Here is a 14788-nt window from a genome sequence, read left to right as displayed (position 1 = left end):
AAAACTCCTCACCAGTTCCGGAAGCGGCTGGGCGGACGGTAGAGGCCGCCGGAAGCCAGCATGAGATCCTTGATCGAGCGGGCCGCCAGCAGGCGCCGGTCCGCGTCGAGCGGATCGATGCCGAGATCTTCAGGGCGCCGGATCACGCCGCGCTGCCTGAGCTGCTCGACGAGGTTCGCATCACGCGCCCGGCCAATGTCCGTGTAGCCCGCAACGCCGCGGATGGCCTGCTCGCGCTCGTCCTTGTTGCGGCACATCAGGAGGTTGGCGATGCCTTCCTCAGTAACGATGTGCGTCACGTCGTCGGAGTAGACCATCACCGGCGCCAGATCGAGATCGAGTTTGCGCGCCAGTTCAAGCGCATCCAGTTGCTCGACGAAGAGCGGGACATTGCGGTCACCAAAGGTCTCTCCAATCTGCACCACGAGCTTGCGGCCGCGGCGCAGCGCAGGGGAGGAGTCGGGCGCGGCCTCGGCGCCCGCCTTGAGCCAGGGTTCGCTCGGGTGGCGGCGGCCGCGAGGGTCGGAGCCCATGTTGGGCGCGCCGCCGAAGCCTGCGATGCGGCTGGTCGTCACCGTCGAGCTGTGGCCCTCGAGGTCGATTTGAAGCGTCGATCCGATGAACATGTCGCAGGCATAGAGGCCCGCCGTCTGGCAGAAGGCACGGTTGGAGCGCAGCGATCCGTCGGGCCCGGTGAAGAAGATATCGGAGCGCGCGGCGACGTAATCCTCCATGCCGACTTCCGATCCGAAGCAATGGATCTGGTCGACCCATCCGGCTTCGATCGCCGGAATCATCGTGGGATGCGGATTGAGCGCGAAGTGGGTGCAAACCTTGCCCTTGAGGCCGAGCTTCTCGCCATAGGTCGGCAGCAACAACTCGATCGCGGCGGTATTGAAGCCGATTCCGTGATTGAGCCGACGCACGCCGTAAGGCGCGTAGATTCCCTTGATGGCCAGCATCGCCGTCAGGATCTGGGTTTCAGTGATGGCTGCCGGGTCGCGGGTGAAGAGCGGCTCGACGTAGAACGGTCGGCCAGCTTCGACCACGAAATGCACGAGGTCGCCGGGGATGTCGACGCGCGGGACCTTGTCGACGATCTCGGTGACTTGCGCCACGACGACACCGTTCTTGTAACTCGTTGCCTCGACGACGGTCGGAGTGTCCTCGGTATTGGGCCCCGTATAGAGATTGCCGTCCGTGTCGGCGCTTACCGCCGCGATCAAAGCGACGTTCGGCGTCAGGTCGATGAAGTAGCGGGCGAACAGCTCGAGATAGGTATGCACGGCGCCGAGTTCGATCTTGCCCCCGAACAGCATCCGCGCGATGCGGGCCGACTGCGGGCCTGAATAGGAGAAGTCGAGCCGCCGCGCGATTCCCTTTTCGAAGATGTCGAGGTGCGCGGGCAGGACCACGCCCGACTGCACCATGTGCAGGTCGTGGACATCCTGGGGATCGAGGTTCGCGAGCGCCGAGGCGAGGATGTCGGCCTGCTTCTGATTGTCGCCCTCCAGGCACACCCGATCGCCTGACCGGATCACCGCCTTCAGAAACGCAGGCAGGCTCGGGATCGGGACAATCTTACCCTTTGCGTGCCGTTGACCGGCCGCCAGGCGCTCTCCGAGGGCGGCCTTTTGCATACCCCAATCGCTCATCTCGGCTCCTTGGCATGCGGGATTGGCTTCGATGGACGTCAATGTATGCATATTGCATTAGATTGTCAATTAGTGTATACATAGATTTATAAGAGATGGATATTCGCATACATAGGAGGGAATTTAAGATGCGAATGGATACAAGGCGTCCAAGTCAGGGGCATCGCGCTTCATTCTCTGAGGGGAGGCGCCCGTGACCATTTCCGGCGTTGCACTGCTCGCGATTTGCACCCTGCTCGGAGGCCTGTTGGGAGACCTGCTCGGCGTTGCCCTCGGCGTTAAGGCCAATGTCGGCGGCGTCGGCATTGCGATGATGTTCCTGATCGCGGCCCGGCTCTGGCTGGTGCGGCGCGGCCTGCTCAGCCATGGGCTTAAGACCGGCGTCGAGTTCTGGGGCAGCTTCTACATTCCGATCGTGGTCGCGATGGCGGCGCAGCAGAACGTGGTCGCTGCTGCTAAAGGCGGTCCGATCGTAGTCATTGCGGGGATCGGGGCGGTCGCGGTTTGTTTCGCGATGGTGGCCCTGATCGGTCGGTTCAGCGGTCGTGTCGAGACGATGGACGAGATCGAGGCGCGAGAGGCTGAAGTGCTCGCCGCGCCAGTGCCTCACTTCAAGTCCGGGAGGATTGGATGAACATGATGTCTCACGTTCTCACCGCCAATTCGCTGGTGACCGCGTTCGCCGCCGTCGGAATCCTGATGTGGATATCCGGATCAATCTCGAAATATCTCACCTTCGGGCGCATTCACGGCTCGGCGATCGCGATCATGCTGGGTCTCGTGCTGGCCTTTTTCGGAGGCATCTCCACCGGCGGTGAGAAGGGCGTGGCCGACCTGCCGGCGCTCGCCGGGATCGGCCTGATGGGAGGCGCGATGCTCCGGGACTTTGCCATCGTCGCCACCGCCTTTGAGGTCGATGTCGATCAAGCGCGCAAGGCCGGCGTAATCGGTGCGATTGCACTCGGATTGGGAACCGTCGTTCCGTTCATTCTGGGGGTTATCGTCGCCGCGGCGTTTGGCTACACCGACGCCGAATCATTGACGACGATTGGTGCTGGCGCGGTTACCTATATCGTGGGGCCGGTCACGGGGGCGGCGATCGGCGCATCCTCGCCGGTCATTGCGCTCTCGATCGCGACCGGTGTATTCAAGGCAGTGATCGTGATGATCGGTACGCCCTTCGTGGCGAAGATGATCGGCCTCGACAATCCGCGCAGTGCAATGGTGTTCGGCGGCTTGATGGGAACGGTCAGCGGCGTTTCCGGAGGGCTTGCGGCAACCGATCGGCGTCTGGTCCCGTATGGCGCGTTGACTGCGACATTTCATACCGGCTTGGGGTGTCTGGTTGCCCCCTCTGTCCTGTATTTCGCAGTGCGTGCGATCACTGGTTAGCTGAAAAATGGTGAGCCTCTTGAAAGTCGTAGCCGAAGCGGAAGACGATGGTGGTCTGCTTTCCGACCGCATCCGAAACGCGCTCACAGACGAGATAGCATCCGGCGCGCTCGTCGCCGGGTCGGCGTTGGAAGAACAGCAGCTTGCCGATCGCTTTGGGGCCTCCCGGACTCCGGTGCGGGAGGCTCTCCGGCAGCTTGCCGTCAGCGGGCTGGTGGAGGTCCGTGGGCGTCGTGGGGTCGTCGTTGCACGCATGACACCCGAGCGCATCATGGACATGTTCGAGACCAGCGCCGAGGTGGAGGCGATGTGCGTCAGGCTTGCGACCTTTCGCATGACGCCGCTCGAGCGCAGTCACCTGATCGAGCTCCACGACGGATCGCGTGCGATGGTCGAGGCGAACGACGTTGACGCCTATGATGCCTTCAACCGGCAGTTCCACGAATGCATCTACCGGGCGACGCACAACTCGTTCCTTGCGGAGCAAGCGCAAGATGTCCGCGCCCGTCTCAGCGCCTTCCGTCGAACCCAATTGCGCCAGGGTGATCGTATTCGGCGGTCTCGCGAGGAGCATGAGGCGATCATGCAGGCGATCGCGGAGGGCGATGGCGATTCAGCATCGCGCAGGATGCGTGCGCATATGCTGAACGCGGCCGCGGCGCTCAGGCGCTACATTGATGATCGCCTCAGGCCCGTTGATCGGCCTGAGCCCGACAACGTCTGACAAGTCCGGCTGTGAACCGCTGTTGATGCAAACCGGATGGGCGCAATGTCGCACGAGCACCGCGCTTATCGCGCGGACTTCATCGCCATGCCAAAGATCTTGCCGCTCATGAGGAGAGCGATTTCGGTGGCGGGCAGCGGCTTCTGACATTCGGACAACGGATTGAGCCAGAAATTAGAGTCAGGCAACATTTCGAACAGATTGCGCGCAGCGGCGCCAAGGCACACCTCAGGCTCCTTTATATAGTCGTAGATGCGCTTCTTTGAGGTGAAGGTGGGGTGCCATGTCATGTTCTGGAATTCGACCGTTGCGACGTTGATCTCTTCCTGAAACTTGAGCGAGCGACGGCGCCCAGGCTTCATCGGCGCTTCCGGCGTCAGAATGTAAATCTCCGTCTCGAGCAAGGCGCGATAGAATGCGGGAACGATGCTGGCGTCCCTTGCCGCGGCCTGCATCAGGGCTTCGAGACTGTTTTCCGGTTCGAACATGGCGACACTCCCAATTGAACCCGGCGAGGGGCTGGACTTCAGCGCCTCCAGTTACAGCCGGATCGAGCCGTCGCGGCGCCTTCGCCGCGATTATGCTAGTCCTTGTTGCCGCGCAGGGCGCGATAGATCGTATTGCGCGACACGCCAAGGCGGCGCGCGGCCTTGCTGATGTTGTTGCCGGTTTCGGCGTACGCGGTCAGCACATGCGAGCGTTGAATCTCATGCAGATTGGCCTTGAGCCCACCACCCGCCGCCTTGCCAGTCAGGCGCTCGCCGCCGGAATGTGCAAGTACGGACTCGACCGACGTCTCGTCGATCAGATCTCCTGGCTCGGCCAGCGACAATCGGGAAAGCACGTTGCGCAGTTCGCGGATGTTTCCATCCCAATCGAGTTCGGCCAGACGATCGATCGCCCCTTCGGTCAAATCCATCAAGGGATCGATCTTGTGGATCAAATGGCGCGCGATCTCGGCGAAATCGGAGCGCTCGCGCAAAGGCGGCAACGTCACCTCCAGCGTGTTGAGGCGAAACAGCAAATCCGATCGGAACCGGCCCTTCGCTATCGAGTCGTCGAGATTGGCATTGGTGGCAGACACCAGGAGGACGTCGACCTGACGTTTGGTGCCGCCGACCGGCCGGACAGTCCAATCGTCCAGAAAGCGCAGCAGCACGGCCTGCAGCGTCACCGGCATGTCGCCGATCTCGTCGAGGAAGAGCGTTCCGCCGTCCGCTTCCTTGAACAGTCCCGCAGCCCCGCCTTTTTTCGCTCCGGTGAAAGCCCCTTCGGCGTAGCCGAACAACTCCGCCTCGATCAGGCTGTCGGGGAGCGCTGCGCAATTCACCGGCACGAAAGCGCCGGTCCGTCCACTGGCGGCATGAGCATGGCGGGCGAGTTGCTCCTTGCCGGTGCCGGTTTCGCCACGGATCAGGATCGGCATCTTGCGGACCGCAGCGACCCCCACCCGTTGGACAACGGAAGCGATCGCCGGATCGGCGGAGACGAACTGGGTGGGGACGTCCTTGGGCGTCGGCGGCCGAGGCCGCGAGATGGCCTGCATCATCGAGAACTGGCGTGCGTTCTCGATTGTTGCGACGAACTGGCTACCGACCTCGTCCTCGAGGCGCTGGCGTTCCTTGCGCCGGCCTTCATCGACAAAGGCGCTGAATTTCGTACGAAAGACGTCGGCGAAGCGACGACCCGGCGAGGCTGGCAGGCCATGCAGCAGGACGCTTGCGGCCCTGTTGGCTGCAAGGATCCTGCCCTCGTTATCGACGGCCAGCAGGCCCGCGCTCAACGTATGCAGATACTCGCCGCGGTTATGGAAAGCGATCAGGATGTTTCCGCGGTGATGCTCGCGGAACAGACCATTCTCGATCTGGGTTGCGGCCATTGCGACGAGCGCCTGGGTATGCGCCTGCCTCGACATGCAATCCGATGACGCGTCCAGTATTCCGGCGAGTTCGCCATCCGGCGCGAAGATTGGCGCCGCGATGCAAGTAAGATTGTTGTAGCGCGAGAAGAAGTGCTCGCCCCCGTGAACGACGATGGCCCGCTTGAGATAGGCGGCGGTGCCGAGGCCGTTGGTGCCGCAGATGGCTTCGGTCCAGATGGTGCCGGGCCGAATGCTCGCAGCGTTCGAGGCATCACTGAAGCTCGAGTCCGAGATGATGTCGAGCAGCAGGCCGTCGGCATTTGCAAAGGCGATCATGAAATTGGAGCCGGCAATCTGCTGATGCAGTGTGTGCATCTCCGCGAGCGCGAGGCCGCGAATCAGTGAACAGCGCTGCTGCTCCTGACGCAGAACTGCGGTGCTCACGAACTCGGGCGATGGAGGGCGCAATGTGTCGAGACCAAGCGAAATGCAGCGCATCCAGCTGTCGTAGATGTCGGCTGACAAAAGCTCTGCCGGCGGCGCACCGCGGTGATCGAGCGTCATCCAAGCATTGTCCATGCGTCGGCTGGCGGTCAGCATCCTAGCTCCTCCCGGAGTCGCTGCTTGGCGAATTCCTCTTGGTCGTAGCCCGGTTCGGGTCGTTCTCGCGCGTGGCGCGGTTCTCGCGATCATAGATCAAACAACTGAAAATCCAAACTTCTGCGCACGCGCTGTTGCAGCCGCCAAACTGTTCCGTCTCGGAACAGTCGCGCGCAAAGTCTGCTCCGAGGCGGATCGGCGCGAGCACTCCCGCGACGGCAAGAACAATAGAAAGATCAGGCCGTTGTGCGCTTGGCACAGCCCTTGCTGAACTATCTAGCGGGATGGCGATCGCGTCAGATCGACAGAATAAAAAATTTTGCCGGGGAGGCTGTTCAATGAAAGCGGCGGTGCTTCATGAGTTCGACGAGAAGCTGACGGCGAAGGAGTTCGTCAAATTCCAGGACGTGACTGACCCGAAGATCTCGCGCCCGATGGACGTGATCGTGCGCATCGGCGGTGCCGGTGTCTGTCGCACCGATCTGCACATCGTTGAAGGCATCTGGCGCAGCAAGGTCGACGTCAAGCTTCCATACATCATGGGCCACGAGAACGCCGGCTGGGTCGAAGCGATCGGCCCGGGTGTCGAAGGGGTCAAGGTCGGCGACAGCGTGATTTGCCATCCGCTGGTGACCAGCGGGCATTGTCTCGCATGCCGGCGCGGCGACGACATGCATGCGCTGGACAGCTCGTTTCCCGGCATCAATGCCAATGGCGGCTATGCGCAGTATCTGCTGACGGGGCAGCGCTCTCTGATCAAGCTGCCGAAGTCGCTCGCACCGAAGGATGTTGCTCCCTACACCGATGCCGGGCTGACGGCTTATCGCGCCGCGAAGAAGGCATCCCGCCATCTGCTGCCCGGCGAGTATGTCGCGGTGATCGGCGCCGGTGGGCTGGGTCATATCGGCATCCAGGTTCTCGCAGCGCTCTGCGCGGCAGAAATCATCGTGGTCGATCGCGCCGAACAGTCGCTCGAGCTCGCCAAGAAGTGCGGTGCGCATCATGTCGTGAAGGCAGACGGCAATGAAGTTGAGGCCGTGCTGGCGCTCACCGGCGGGCGCGGCGCGGAGGCAGTGATCGATTTCGTTGGCGAGGGTGACGCTATCGCCAAGGGCCTGTCGATGACGGCGAACGCCGGCTACTACTACATCGTCGGGTATGGCGGGAAGATCGATATCCCGACCATCGACATGATCACGTCGGAAAAGACCATCGTCGGCAACCTGGTCGGAACATATGCCGAGCTGGTCGAGCTGATGGCGCTCGCGGATCGCGGCCTCGTCGAACTCCACACCAAGGAATACAGGCTGAGCGAGGCCAATGACGCGCTTCATGATCTGCATCATGGACGCATACATGGCCGTGCGGTCCTGATCCCCTAGGGCATGCAGCGCGACATGCGAAGCATCGGACCAGATCATCGAACGGGAGTGGCGCGAGTGACAAAGGACAGCCGACGCCAGCCACCGATCACCGTCGAGGAAGCTGCTGAATTGCAGCTCGCCCGCGATCGGATGATTGCTCGGGACAGGCTGATCGACGAGATGGTCGATAACAACGAGATGCAAATCAAGAATGAGCATGCGCGCGGCGGAGCCGAAATCGAACTTGCCTGCGCCGTGCGTGGCGCGGCGCGCGCCGAGTCCGGAAGCGACGCGCATGCCGAACTGGAGGGAGCGATCGCGCGCCTGGAGATGCTCCGGGAGGAACATCGACGCCTGGTGGCCGAGCGTGAATGGCTCAACACGTCCCTGCGTGAGATCGACAACGGTCCTTCGTCCGGCGACCACCAACGTACGGGGCACGCATGATGAGCAGGAACAACGCAACCATGATTGCATCAAAGGAACAGCCACAAATGTCGTCTCCGCAACCGGACATGAGCGAGGAAGCCAGGTCGAAAGACGCTTTCTTCATTCAGCTGGCCGAGATCACGGAGGCCATGATCGCCGCGCACGGCAAGGATTTCGCCACCGGCGCACTGGTTCTCTCGGCGAAATTCGTCGCCGAAGGAAAGCCTCTCATCAAACGAGCCAGCGGAGGGTGACGAGACCGTCAGCGCCGGGAAGCCGGGCTGGTGGGAACGACGAAATCAGCAGATCGATCAATCCATTTAACGGACTCAAAGTGAGTTTTGCGGCCGAGAATTTCAACAGTGCGAACCAGGGGTTTTGACCTGGGATCAAAAGCGAGAATGCCGGAAGCAACGCAACGTTCAAAGGAGCTGGAAATGACTGCAAGTCTGACACTGAACAAGATAACCGCGCAGAAAGGCATCAGCATCGCTGAAGCGGCCAACCGTGTCGCGGACCTTGGCTGGACGCCAAGCTACGTGCAGGAAGCGATGACCTTCCCGACCGACTACAAGATATCGAAGACGCCGCGCGATCCGATGAAGCAGGTCCTGCGATCGTATTTCCCGATGCAGGAAGAAAAGGACAACCGCGTCTATGGCGCGCTGGATGCGGCGTTGCGCGGCGACATGTTCCGCAATGTCGAGCCGCGATGGGTCGAGTGGATGAAGCTGTTCCTGGCGATCATCCCGTTCCCGGAGATCTCGGCGGCGCGTTCGATGGCGATGGTCGGGCGGCTGGCCCCGGGCGAGGAATTGCGCACCGGCTTCACCATGCAGATGGTCGATGAGTTCCGTCACTCGACGATCCAGATGAACCTCAAGAAGTGGTACATGGAGAACTACATCGACCCGGCGGGGTTCGATATCACGGAAGCCGCGTTCGGCAAGTGCTATGCGACCACGATCGGCCGCCAGTTCGCCGAGGGTTTCCTGACCGGTGATGCAATCACCGCGGCCAACGTCTATCTAACGGTCGTCGCGGAAACCGCCTTCACCAATACGCTGTTCGTGGCGATGCCGTCAGAAGCCGCCCGCAACGGCGACTATGCGTTGCCGACGGTGTTCCTGTCGGTTCAGTCGGACGAATCCCGCCATATCGGCAACGGTCACTCGATGCTGATGGCGATGATCAACGATCCGTCGAACCATCAGTTGCTGGAGCGCGACCTGAAGTACGCCTTCTGGCAGAATCACGCGATTGTCGATGCCGCGATCGGGACGTTCATCGAGTACGGCACGACCAACCGCGACAAGAACAAGGAGTCCTACGCCGAGCTGTGGCATCGCTGGATCTACGAAGATTATTACCGGACCTACATGTTGCCGCTCGAGAAGTACGGCATCAAGATCCATCACGATGACGTCGCCGCCGCCTGGGATCGGATCGTCAAGAAGAACTATGTCCACAAGACCGCGCAGTTCTTCACGGTCGGCTGGTCGGTGAACTTCTGGCGCATCGAGGCTCAGACCGAGCGGGACTTCGAGTGGTTCGAGCACAAATATCCGGGCTGGTACGCCGAATTCGGCGACTTCTGGAAGTGGCACGCAAAGCTCAGCGTACCCGGCGAAACCAACATCCTCTTCAACAGCGAAGTGGGCTACTCATACCCGCATCGGTGCTGGAGCTGCATGGTTCCGTGCCTGATCCGTGAAGACTTCGTCTGCGACGAGGTCGACGGCAAGATCTACACCTATTGCTCGGAAGGCTGCCGTTGGACCCACAAGGTGGCGTTCGCCGCTGAATACGAGGGGCGGGCGACGCCGGCCATGGGCCGCTTCAGCGGTCGCCGTGAATGGGAAGATTGCTATCACGGCTGGGATGTCGCCGATGCGATCAAGGATCTCGGTTTTGTCCGGCCTGACGGCAAGACCATAATCGCGCAACCGCATCTGCGCTTCGACGCCAAGGACATGTGGACGCTCGATCACGTGCGCGGACACACGCTTGGCAGTCCGCTGCGTGGCTTCAGGGCACTTTCGCCCGCCGAACGCGAGATCGCGACGGCCGAATATCGCAAGGGCTTCAAGATCAATCCCTGCAACTAAATGACGACGGGAGGGGCCGCTCCTTGCGGTCCCTCTTGCCGGGGTCGGCAAGCGCTTTGCCGATCGTTCTGTTCAACTGCCATGACAAGGCCCCGATGATGACGGACGTGCGGATTCACAAGGTTCGTTTCGAGCCAGTGGGTATCGAGATGGAAGTGGAGGAGGGCGAGACCGTCCTTGACGCCGCGTTTCGTCAGGGCATCTCGCTGATGCACGGCTGCAAGGAAGGCCAGTGCGGCAGCTGCAAATCGAAACTCGTCGACGGCGACATCGAACTGCTGAAGTACTCGACCTTCGCCTTGCCGGACTACGAGAGCGAGACCGGACATGTGCTGTTGTGCCGTACGCACGTCTACAGCGATATCAGTGTCGAACTGCTCAATTATGACGAAGACCTGCTCAGCCGTTCGATCGCGGTGAAGGCATTTGCCGGCCGCGTGGCTGCGATCCACGCGCTGACGTCGGACATCAGATTGCTGGAGATCGAGATCGAGCGGCCGATGAAGTTCTGGGCCGGCCAGTATGTAGATCTGACGCTTCAGGATGGCACCATTACCCGCGCCTTTTCGATGGCGAACCCGCCCAGCGAGAGCACCCATCTCCGCTTCATCATCAAGAAATATCCGAACGGGGCGTTTTCGTCCCAGCTTGACGGGAAATTGGGCGTCGATGACGCCGTGACCGCCAAGGGGCCGTATGGCACCTGCTTCCGGCGTGAAGAGCGCCCGGGTCCGATGCTGCTGATCGGCGGCGGCTCGGGGATGTCGCCGCTGTGGTCGATCCTGGCCGATCACATCGGGAGCGGGGAGCGGAGGCCGGTGCGGTTTTTTTACGGAGCCCGCACGCGCGCCGATCTGTTCTACCTCGAGGAGCTGGCAGCTATCGCGGCGCGGCTCGACGACTTCAAATTCGTGCCGGCGCTGTCGCACGCGGAGGCGGATGACGGCTGGGACGGCGAGACCGGGTTGATCCACGAGGTCGTGCTGCGCCATCTGCGCGAGGAGAAACTCAGCGGCGCCATCGACGCGTACGCGTGCGGGCCGACTCCGATGATCGACGCCGTGTTGCCCGTCCTGCAAATGAGCGGGGTCGAGCCTGACCACATCTACTTCGACAAGTTTACGCCGGCGGTGCGATGACGGCGTTCAAAAGTTCGTCGCAGAACAGAATGGCAAAAGGGAGTGAGCAATGAGCGCGCAAGCAAGCAGAGCAGCAGCGACCAAGCCGGCAGCAATCGTCAAGTCCGGGGCGGCGGGGGCCGCGGTTTTCCCGGGCTCCGACAGTCGCAAGTACAACTACTTCGAACCCAAGGGCCGCAAGGCGACCCACTACGAGGACATGACGGTCGACGTTCAACCGGATCCGGAGCGCTATCTGCTGCAGGACTGGATCATCTCCTTCCCGGACGGAACGCCGACCTATTCCAAGGATTGGACGGCTGCGAAGAGTTCGAACTGGCACAAGTTCCGCGCCGTCGACCAGGAATGGGAGCGCACGCACTATCAGCGCCAGTCGACGATCTGCGGCATGGTGCAGAACACCATCGAGAATGGCCGGAAATCGGGAGCGCCAACCCGCTTCGATCCAGCCTGGGTGAAGATTTTGCAGAACCATCTCGGCGCCTACAAGCATGCCGAGTTCGGTCTAGGCACCTCCACGATGCAGGCGCAGCGCTATGGTTACACGCAGATGGTCAACAATGCGATCCTGACCAACTCGTCCTACAAGCTTCGCTTCGCGCAGGACATTACTCTCTATCTGAGCGAAATCGGCCTCGACCTTCTAGGCTTCGACATTGCCGCCGGCAAGAAGCACTGGCTGGAAGATCCGATTTGGCAGGGCGTGCGCAAGTCGGTTGAGTCGGTGATGGGTTCAAACGACTATCTGGAGCAGTATTTTGCGACCAATGTGGTGTTCGAGCCGCTTATCGGAGAACTCTTCCGTTCTGGCTTCCTGATGCAGGCGGCATCTGCGCAGAACGACTTCATCACTCCGGCTGTCGTCTCCGCCGCGGAAGCCGACTATGAGCGCAATCTCGCCAACACCGTCGAGCTGTTCCACATCCTCGGCACCGATCCGACCAACGCGGCGCAGAACCTTGCGTTGTTCAACAAATGGTTGGCCAGGCATGCCGATCTCGCGCTCGATGCGGCCAGTCATCTGCAGCCGATCTGGTCGCAGCCGCGTGTCAAGGTCGCGGCTTTCGCCGACGCGCTGGCGCACGCGAAGAATCGCATCAGGGGCATCGCTGCCGAGCTTGGCCTGACGGTTCCGGCAAATCTCGCGTCGTAACCAATACTGCTTCACGTCTTCACTCAATTCTTCAGGAGATCGACATGCTGCACGAGAATGACAACATCTTCAAATCGATGAAAGACATCACGTTCGAGGACACGGTGTCGCATCAATGCGGGGTCACCATGAACGACAGTGTCGAGGCGCGCGCCATTGCCGAGGTCATGAGCCGTCACGACCACATCAAGGTGACGTACATGCCGGCGATGATTCGTATCGATGGCGACGGCAAGATGGAATTCAAGATGGACGAGATTTCGGAAGAGCTCGGCCGGGTCATGACCCCGCATCTTTTCGAGATCTCGACCTCGACGCATTACGGCCGCATGGTGATGACGGATGACAACACCGTCATGCTGTTCGGCGACATGAACGAGATGATGAAATACATCGTCTGACGGCCGCCTGCGAACAAACCCTGGCCGGCGCGAACGCCGGCCCGGCTCATTCGACGACATCAATCGCGCGCCTCATAACAATACGCCATCCAGCGGGATCGGGAGAAACGCCATGTACAGGACAGCCAAGGGTGAAGAGATATTTGTCATCGATGGGCATACGCATTTCTGGGATGGAAGTCCCGCAAACCAGAAGAACATCCACGGCAAGCAGTTCATCGACTGCTTCTACGCCTACCACTCGAACCTGAGCCCGCCCTCGGAGAAATGGGAGAAGGAGAAGTTCGAGAAATACGATGCCAAGACAATGTTCGACGACCTGTTCGTCACCGGCTATGACGACATGGCGATCCTGCAACCGACCTACCTCACCGATTTCTACAAGAGTGGTTTCAACACCACTGAACGAAATTCGGCGATGAAGAAGAGCCATCCGGATCGCTTCATCCTGAACGGCGCGTTCGATCCGCGTGACGGCACCAAGGGCCTGGAAGCTCTTCATGCGCTGTCCGAGAAGCACAAACTCAAGGGCGTCAAGCTCTACACCGCGGAATGGCGCGGCGAATCGAAGGGCTACAAGCTGACCGACAAGGCGTCCTACCAGTATCTCGAGGCCGCGCAGAAGCTTGGCATCAAGAACATCCACGTCCATAAGGGGCCGACGATCATCCCGCTCAACCGGGATGCGTTCGATGTGGCCGACATCGATGATGTCGCGACCTCGTTCCAGGACCTGAATTTCATCGTCGAGCATTGCGGCTTGCCGCGGCTTGACGATTTCTGCTGGATCGCGACCCAGGAGACCAACGTTTATGCGGGTCTCGCGGTGGCGCTGCCCTTCATCCATTCGCGGCCGGGTTATTTCGCCCATGTGATTTCGGAACTGTTGTTCTGGGTTGGACCGGACAAGATCCTCTACGGGAGCGATTACGGCATCTGGACGCCGAAATGGCTGATCGACAAGTTCATGGCATTCGAGATCCCGGCCGACGTCACCAAGGAGACCGGTTCGGTATTGTCGATGGAGACCAAGACCAAGATTCTCGGCCTCAACGCCGCCCGCATCTACGGCATCGATGTCGAGGCGCAGAAGAAGAAGATCCGGGCCGGCGGCGGTTATGCCCACTTGCCCGAAGCCGTTCACGCGCCGAGGTGACGGTCATGAAGTGTGGCGTTGAGGGGAGGGAGCGGCCGAGAAGCCGCTCGTCAGATGACAAGCAGTCCCAGATATGGGCCTGCTTGCAGGGCGTGATGGATCCGGAACTCGACGAGTCCGTCACCGAGTTGAATTTCGTGACCAAGGCCGACGTCGACTCGAAGGACCACGTCCACATCGAGTTTCGCTTGCCGACCTATTGGTGCGCTGCCAATTTCTCATTCCTGATGGCAGACGACATGCGCCGGGCCGTCAGCGCGTTGGACTGGGTCAAGGGCGTCAGCGTGGTCTTGGGTGAGCACATGTATGCCGACAAGATCAATGCGGGCCTCGCCCTGGGACGCTCGTTCCAGGAAACGTTTGGCGCCGAGGCCGATGGCAGCCTCGATGATCTGCGTCAGACATTCCTCGTCAAGGCGTTCCAGCGCCGGCAGGTTGCATTGCTCAGCCACCTCGTTGCGCTGGGGCAGTCGCCAACAGAGATCGTGAGCTTGACATTGAGGGAGCTGGGTTGCCTGCCGCTCGACGATGCAGGTGAGAGTCTGATTCAGCGCTATCTCGAGCGGCGTGCCGTCGTAGGCCCGACAGGCGGCGATGAGCCTGCCTTTGTCGACGCGAACGGAACACGGCTTAGCGCCGACAGCCTTGCCGGATACGTATCGAATCTACGGCGCGTCGGCATCAATGCCGAATTCAACGGCGCGCTGTGCCGTGGCCTGCTTGCTGCGCGGTTCGACCTCGAGACGCCGTTCGTACCGAAATCGAGGACGATGCCGGCGTCGCCGGGTACGTAACAGGGGCCGTGA

General features: G+C 61.0%; 15 protein-coding genes. 12 read left to right on the top strand and 3 right to left on the bottom strand.

The features are described 5' to 3' along the window. Positions 1–8 precede the first annotated feature (8 nt). The gene (gene mdcA, locus G6P99_RS40680) at positions 9–1655 is read right to left on the bottom strand and encodes a malonate decarboxylase subunit alpha (protein ID WP_029085583.1); all 1647 of its coding nucleotides are present in this window, start codon (positions 1653–1655) and stop codon (positions 9–11) included. Between the two features lie 193 nt (positions 1656–1848). On the opposite strand from mdcA, the gene madL reads away from it, so the two are divergent. The 3 genes from madL to G6P99_RS40665 are packed head-to-tail and all read left to right on the top strand — an operon-like array spanning position 1849 to position 3771. Continuing rightward, complete coding sequence (madL, locus tag G6P99_RS40675; RefSeq protein WP_029085584.1) at positions 1849–2289, top strand: malonate transporter subunit MadL; 441 nt, start codon at positions 1849–1851, stop codon at positions 2287–2289. Continuing rightward, entirely contained in the window at positions 2286–3047 is a 762-nt protein-coding gene (gene madM, locus G6P99_RS40670; RefSeq protein ID WP_029085585.1) for a malonate transporter subunit MadM, read from the top strand. Before madL ends, madM begins: the two co-directional genes overlap by 4 nt. Positions 3048–3054: 7 nt before the next feature. After that, positions 3055–3771, top strand: a complete 717-nt coding sequence (locus G6P99_RS40665) for a GntR family transcriptional regulator (RefSeq protein ID WP_029085586.1) — start codon at positions 3055–3057, stop codon at positions 3769–3771. Between the two features lie 65 nt (positions 3772–3836). Here the strand turns inward: G6P99_RS40665 and G6P99_RS40660 are convergent, their stop codons facing one another. Then, positions 3837–4259 (bottom strand): SseB family protein, encoded by a 423-nt coding sequence (locus G6P99_RS40660; protein WP_029085587.1) that lies wholly within the window; start codon positions 4257–4259, stop codon positions 3837–3839. Between the two features lie 95 nt (positions 4260–4354). After that, positions 4355–6232, bottom strand: coding sequence for a sigma-54-dependent Fis family transcriptional regulator (locus G6P99_RS40655; RefSeq protein ID WP_029085588.1), 1878 nt, complete (start codon positions 6230–6232; stop codon positions 4355–4357). A gap of 338 nt (positions 6233–6570) precedes the next feature. Between G6P99_RS40655 and G6P99_RS40650 the strand changes: the two genes are divergently transcribed. The 9 genes from G6P99_RS40650 to G6P99_RS40610 all read left to right on the top strand — a co-directional run bounded on the left by G6P99_RS40650 (position 6571) and on the right by G6P99_RS40610 (position 14776). Next, positions 6571–7614: an NAD(P)-dependent alcohol dehydrogenase gene (locus G6P99_RS40650; protein ID WP_029085589.1), complete on the top strand. Its 1044-nt coding sequence runs from the start codon at positions 6571–6573 to the stop codon at positions 7612–7614. Between the two features lie 57 nt (positions 7615–7671). After that, complete coding sequence (locus G6P99_RS40645; RefSeq protein ID WP_029085590.1) at positions 7672–8043, top strand: hypothetical protein; 372 nt, start codon at positions 7672–7674, stop codon at positions 8041–8043. A gap of 20 nt (positions 8044–8063) precedes the next feature. Then, on the top strand, positions 8064–8279 hold the full coding sequence (locus G6P99_RS40640; RefSeq protein WP_029085591.1) for a hypothetical protein: 216 nt from the start codon (positions 8064–8066) through the stop codon (positions 8277–8279). A 183-nt stretch (positions 8280–8462) separates the two neighbouring features. Next, positions 8463–10133 (top strand): aromatic/alkene/methane monooxygenase hydroxylase/oxygenase subunit alpha, encoded by a 1671-nt coding sequence (locus tag G6P99_RS40635; RefSeq protein ID WP_165126154.1) that lies wholly within the window; start codon positions 8463–8465, stop codon positions 10131–10133. A 95-nt stretch (positions 10134–10228) separates the two neighbouring features. Further along, positions 10229–11272 (top strand): 2Fe-2S iron-sulfur cluster-binding protein, encoded by a 1044-nt coding sequence (locus tag G6P99_RS40630; protein ID WP_029085593.1) that lies wholly within the window; start codon positions 10229–10231, stop codon positions 11270–11272. Positions 11273–11321: 49 nt separating this feature from the next. Beyond that, entirely contained in the window at positions 11322–12425 is a 1104-nt protein-coding gene (locus tag G6P99_RS40625) for an aromatic/alkene monooxygenase hydroxylase subunit beta (RefSeq protein ID WP_165126151.1), read from the top strand. Positions 12426–12469: 44 nt separating this feature from the next. After that, a complete protein-coding gene (locus G6P99_RS40620) occupies positions 12470–12826 on the top strand; it encodes an MmoB/DmpM family protein (protein WP_029085595.1) in 357 nt (118 codons plus the stop codon). 112 nt (positions 12827–12938) lie between these two features. Further along, positions 12939–13982, top strand: coding sequence for an amidohydrolase family protein (locus G6P99_RS40615; RefSeq protein ID WP_165126148.1), 1044 nt, complete (start codon positions 12939–12941; stop codon positions 13980–13982). 95 nt (positions 13983–14077) lie between these two features. Continuing rightward, complete coding sequence (locus G6P99_RS40610; RefSeq protein WP_245284988.1) at positions 14078–14776, top strand: iron-sulfur cluster assembly protein; 699 nt, start codon at positions 14078–14080, stop codon at positions 14774–14776. The last annotated feature ends 12 nt before the right edge of the window (positions 14777–14788 follow it).

It is taken from the genome of Bradyrhizobium sp. 6(2017) (genome assembly GCF_011058295.2).
Lineage (GTDB): Bacteria > Pseudomonadota > Alphaproteobacteria > Rhizobiales > Xanthobacteraceae > Bradyrhizobium > Bradyrhizobium septentrionale.
The sequence above is the reverse complement of the archived record's forward strand: the minus strand, read 5'-3'. Positions and strand labels throughout refer to the sequence as shown.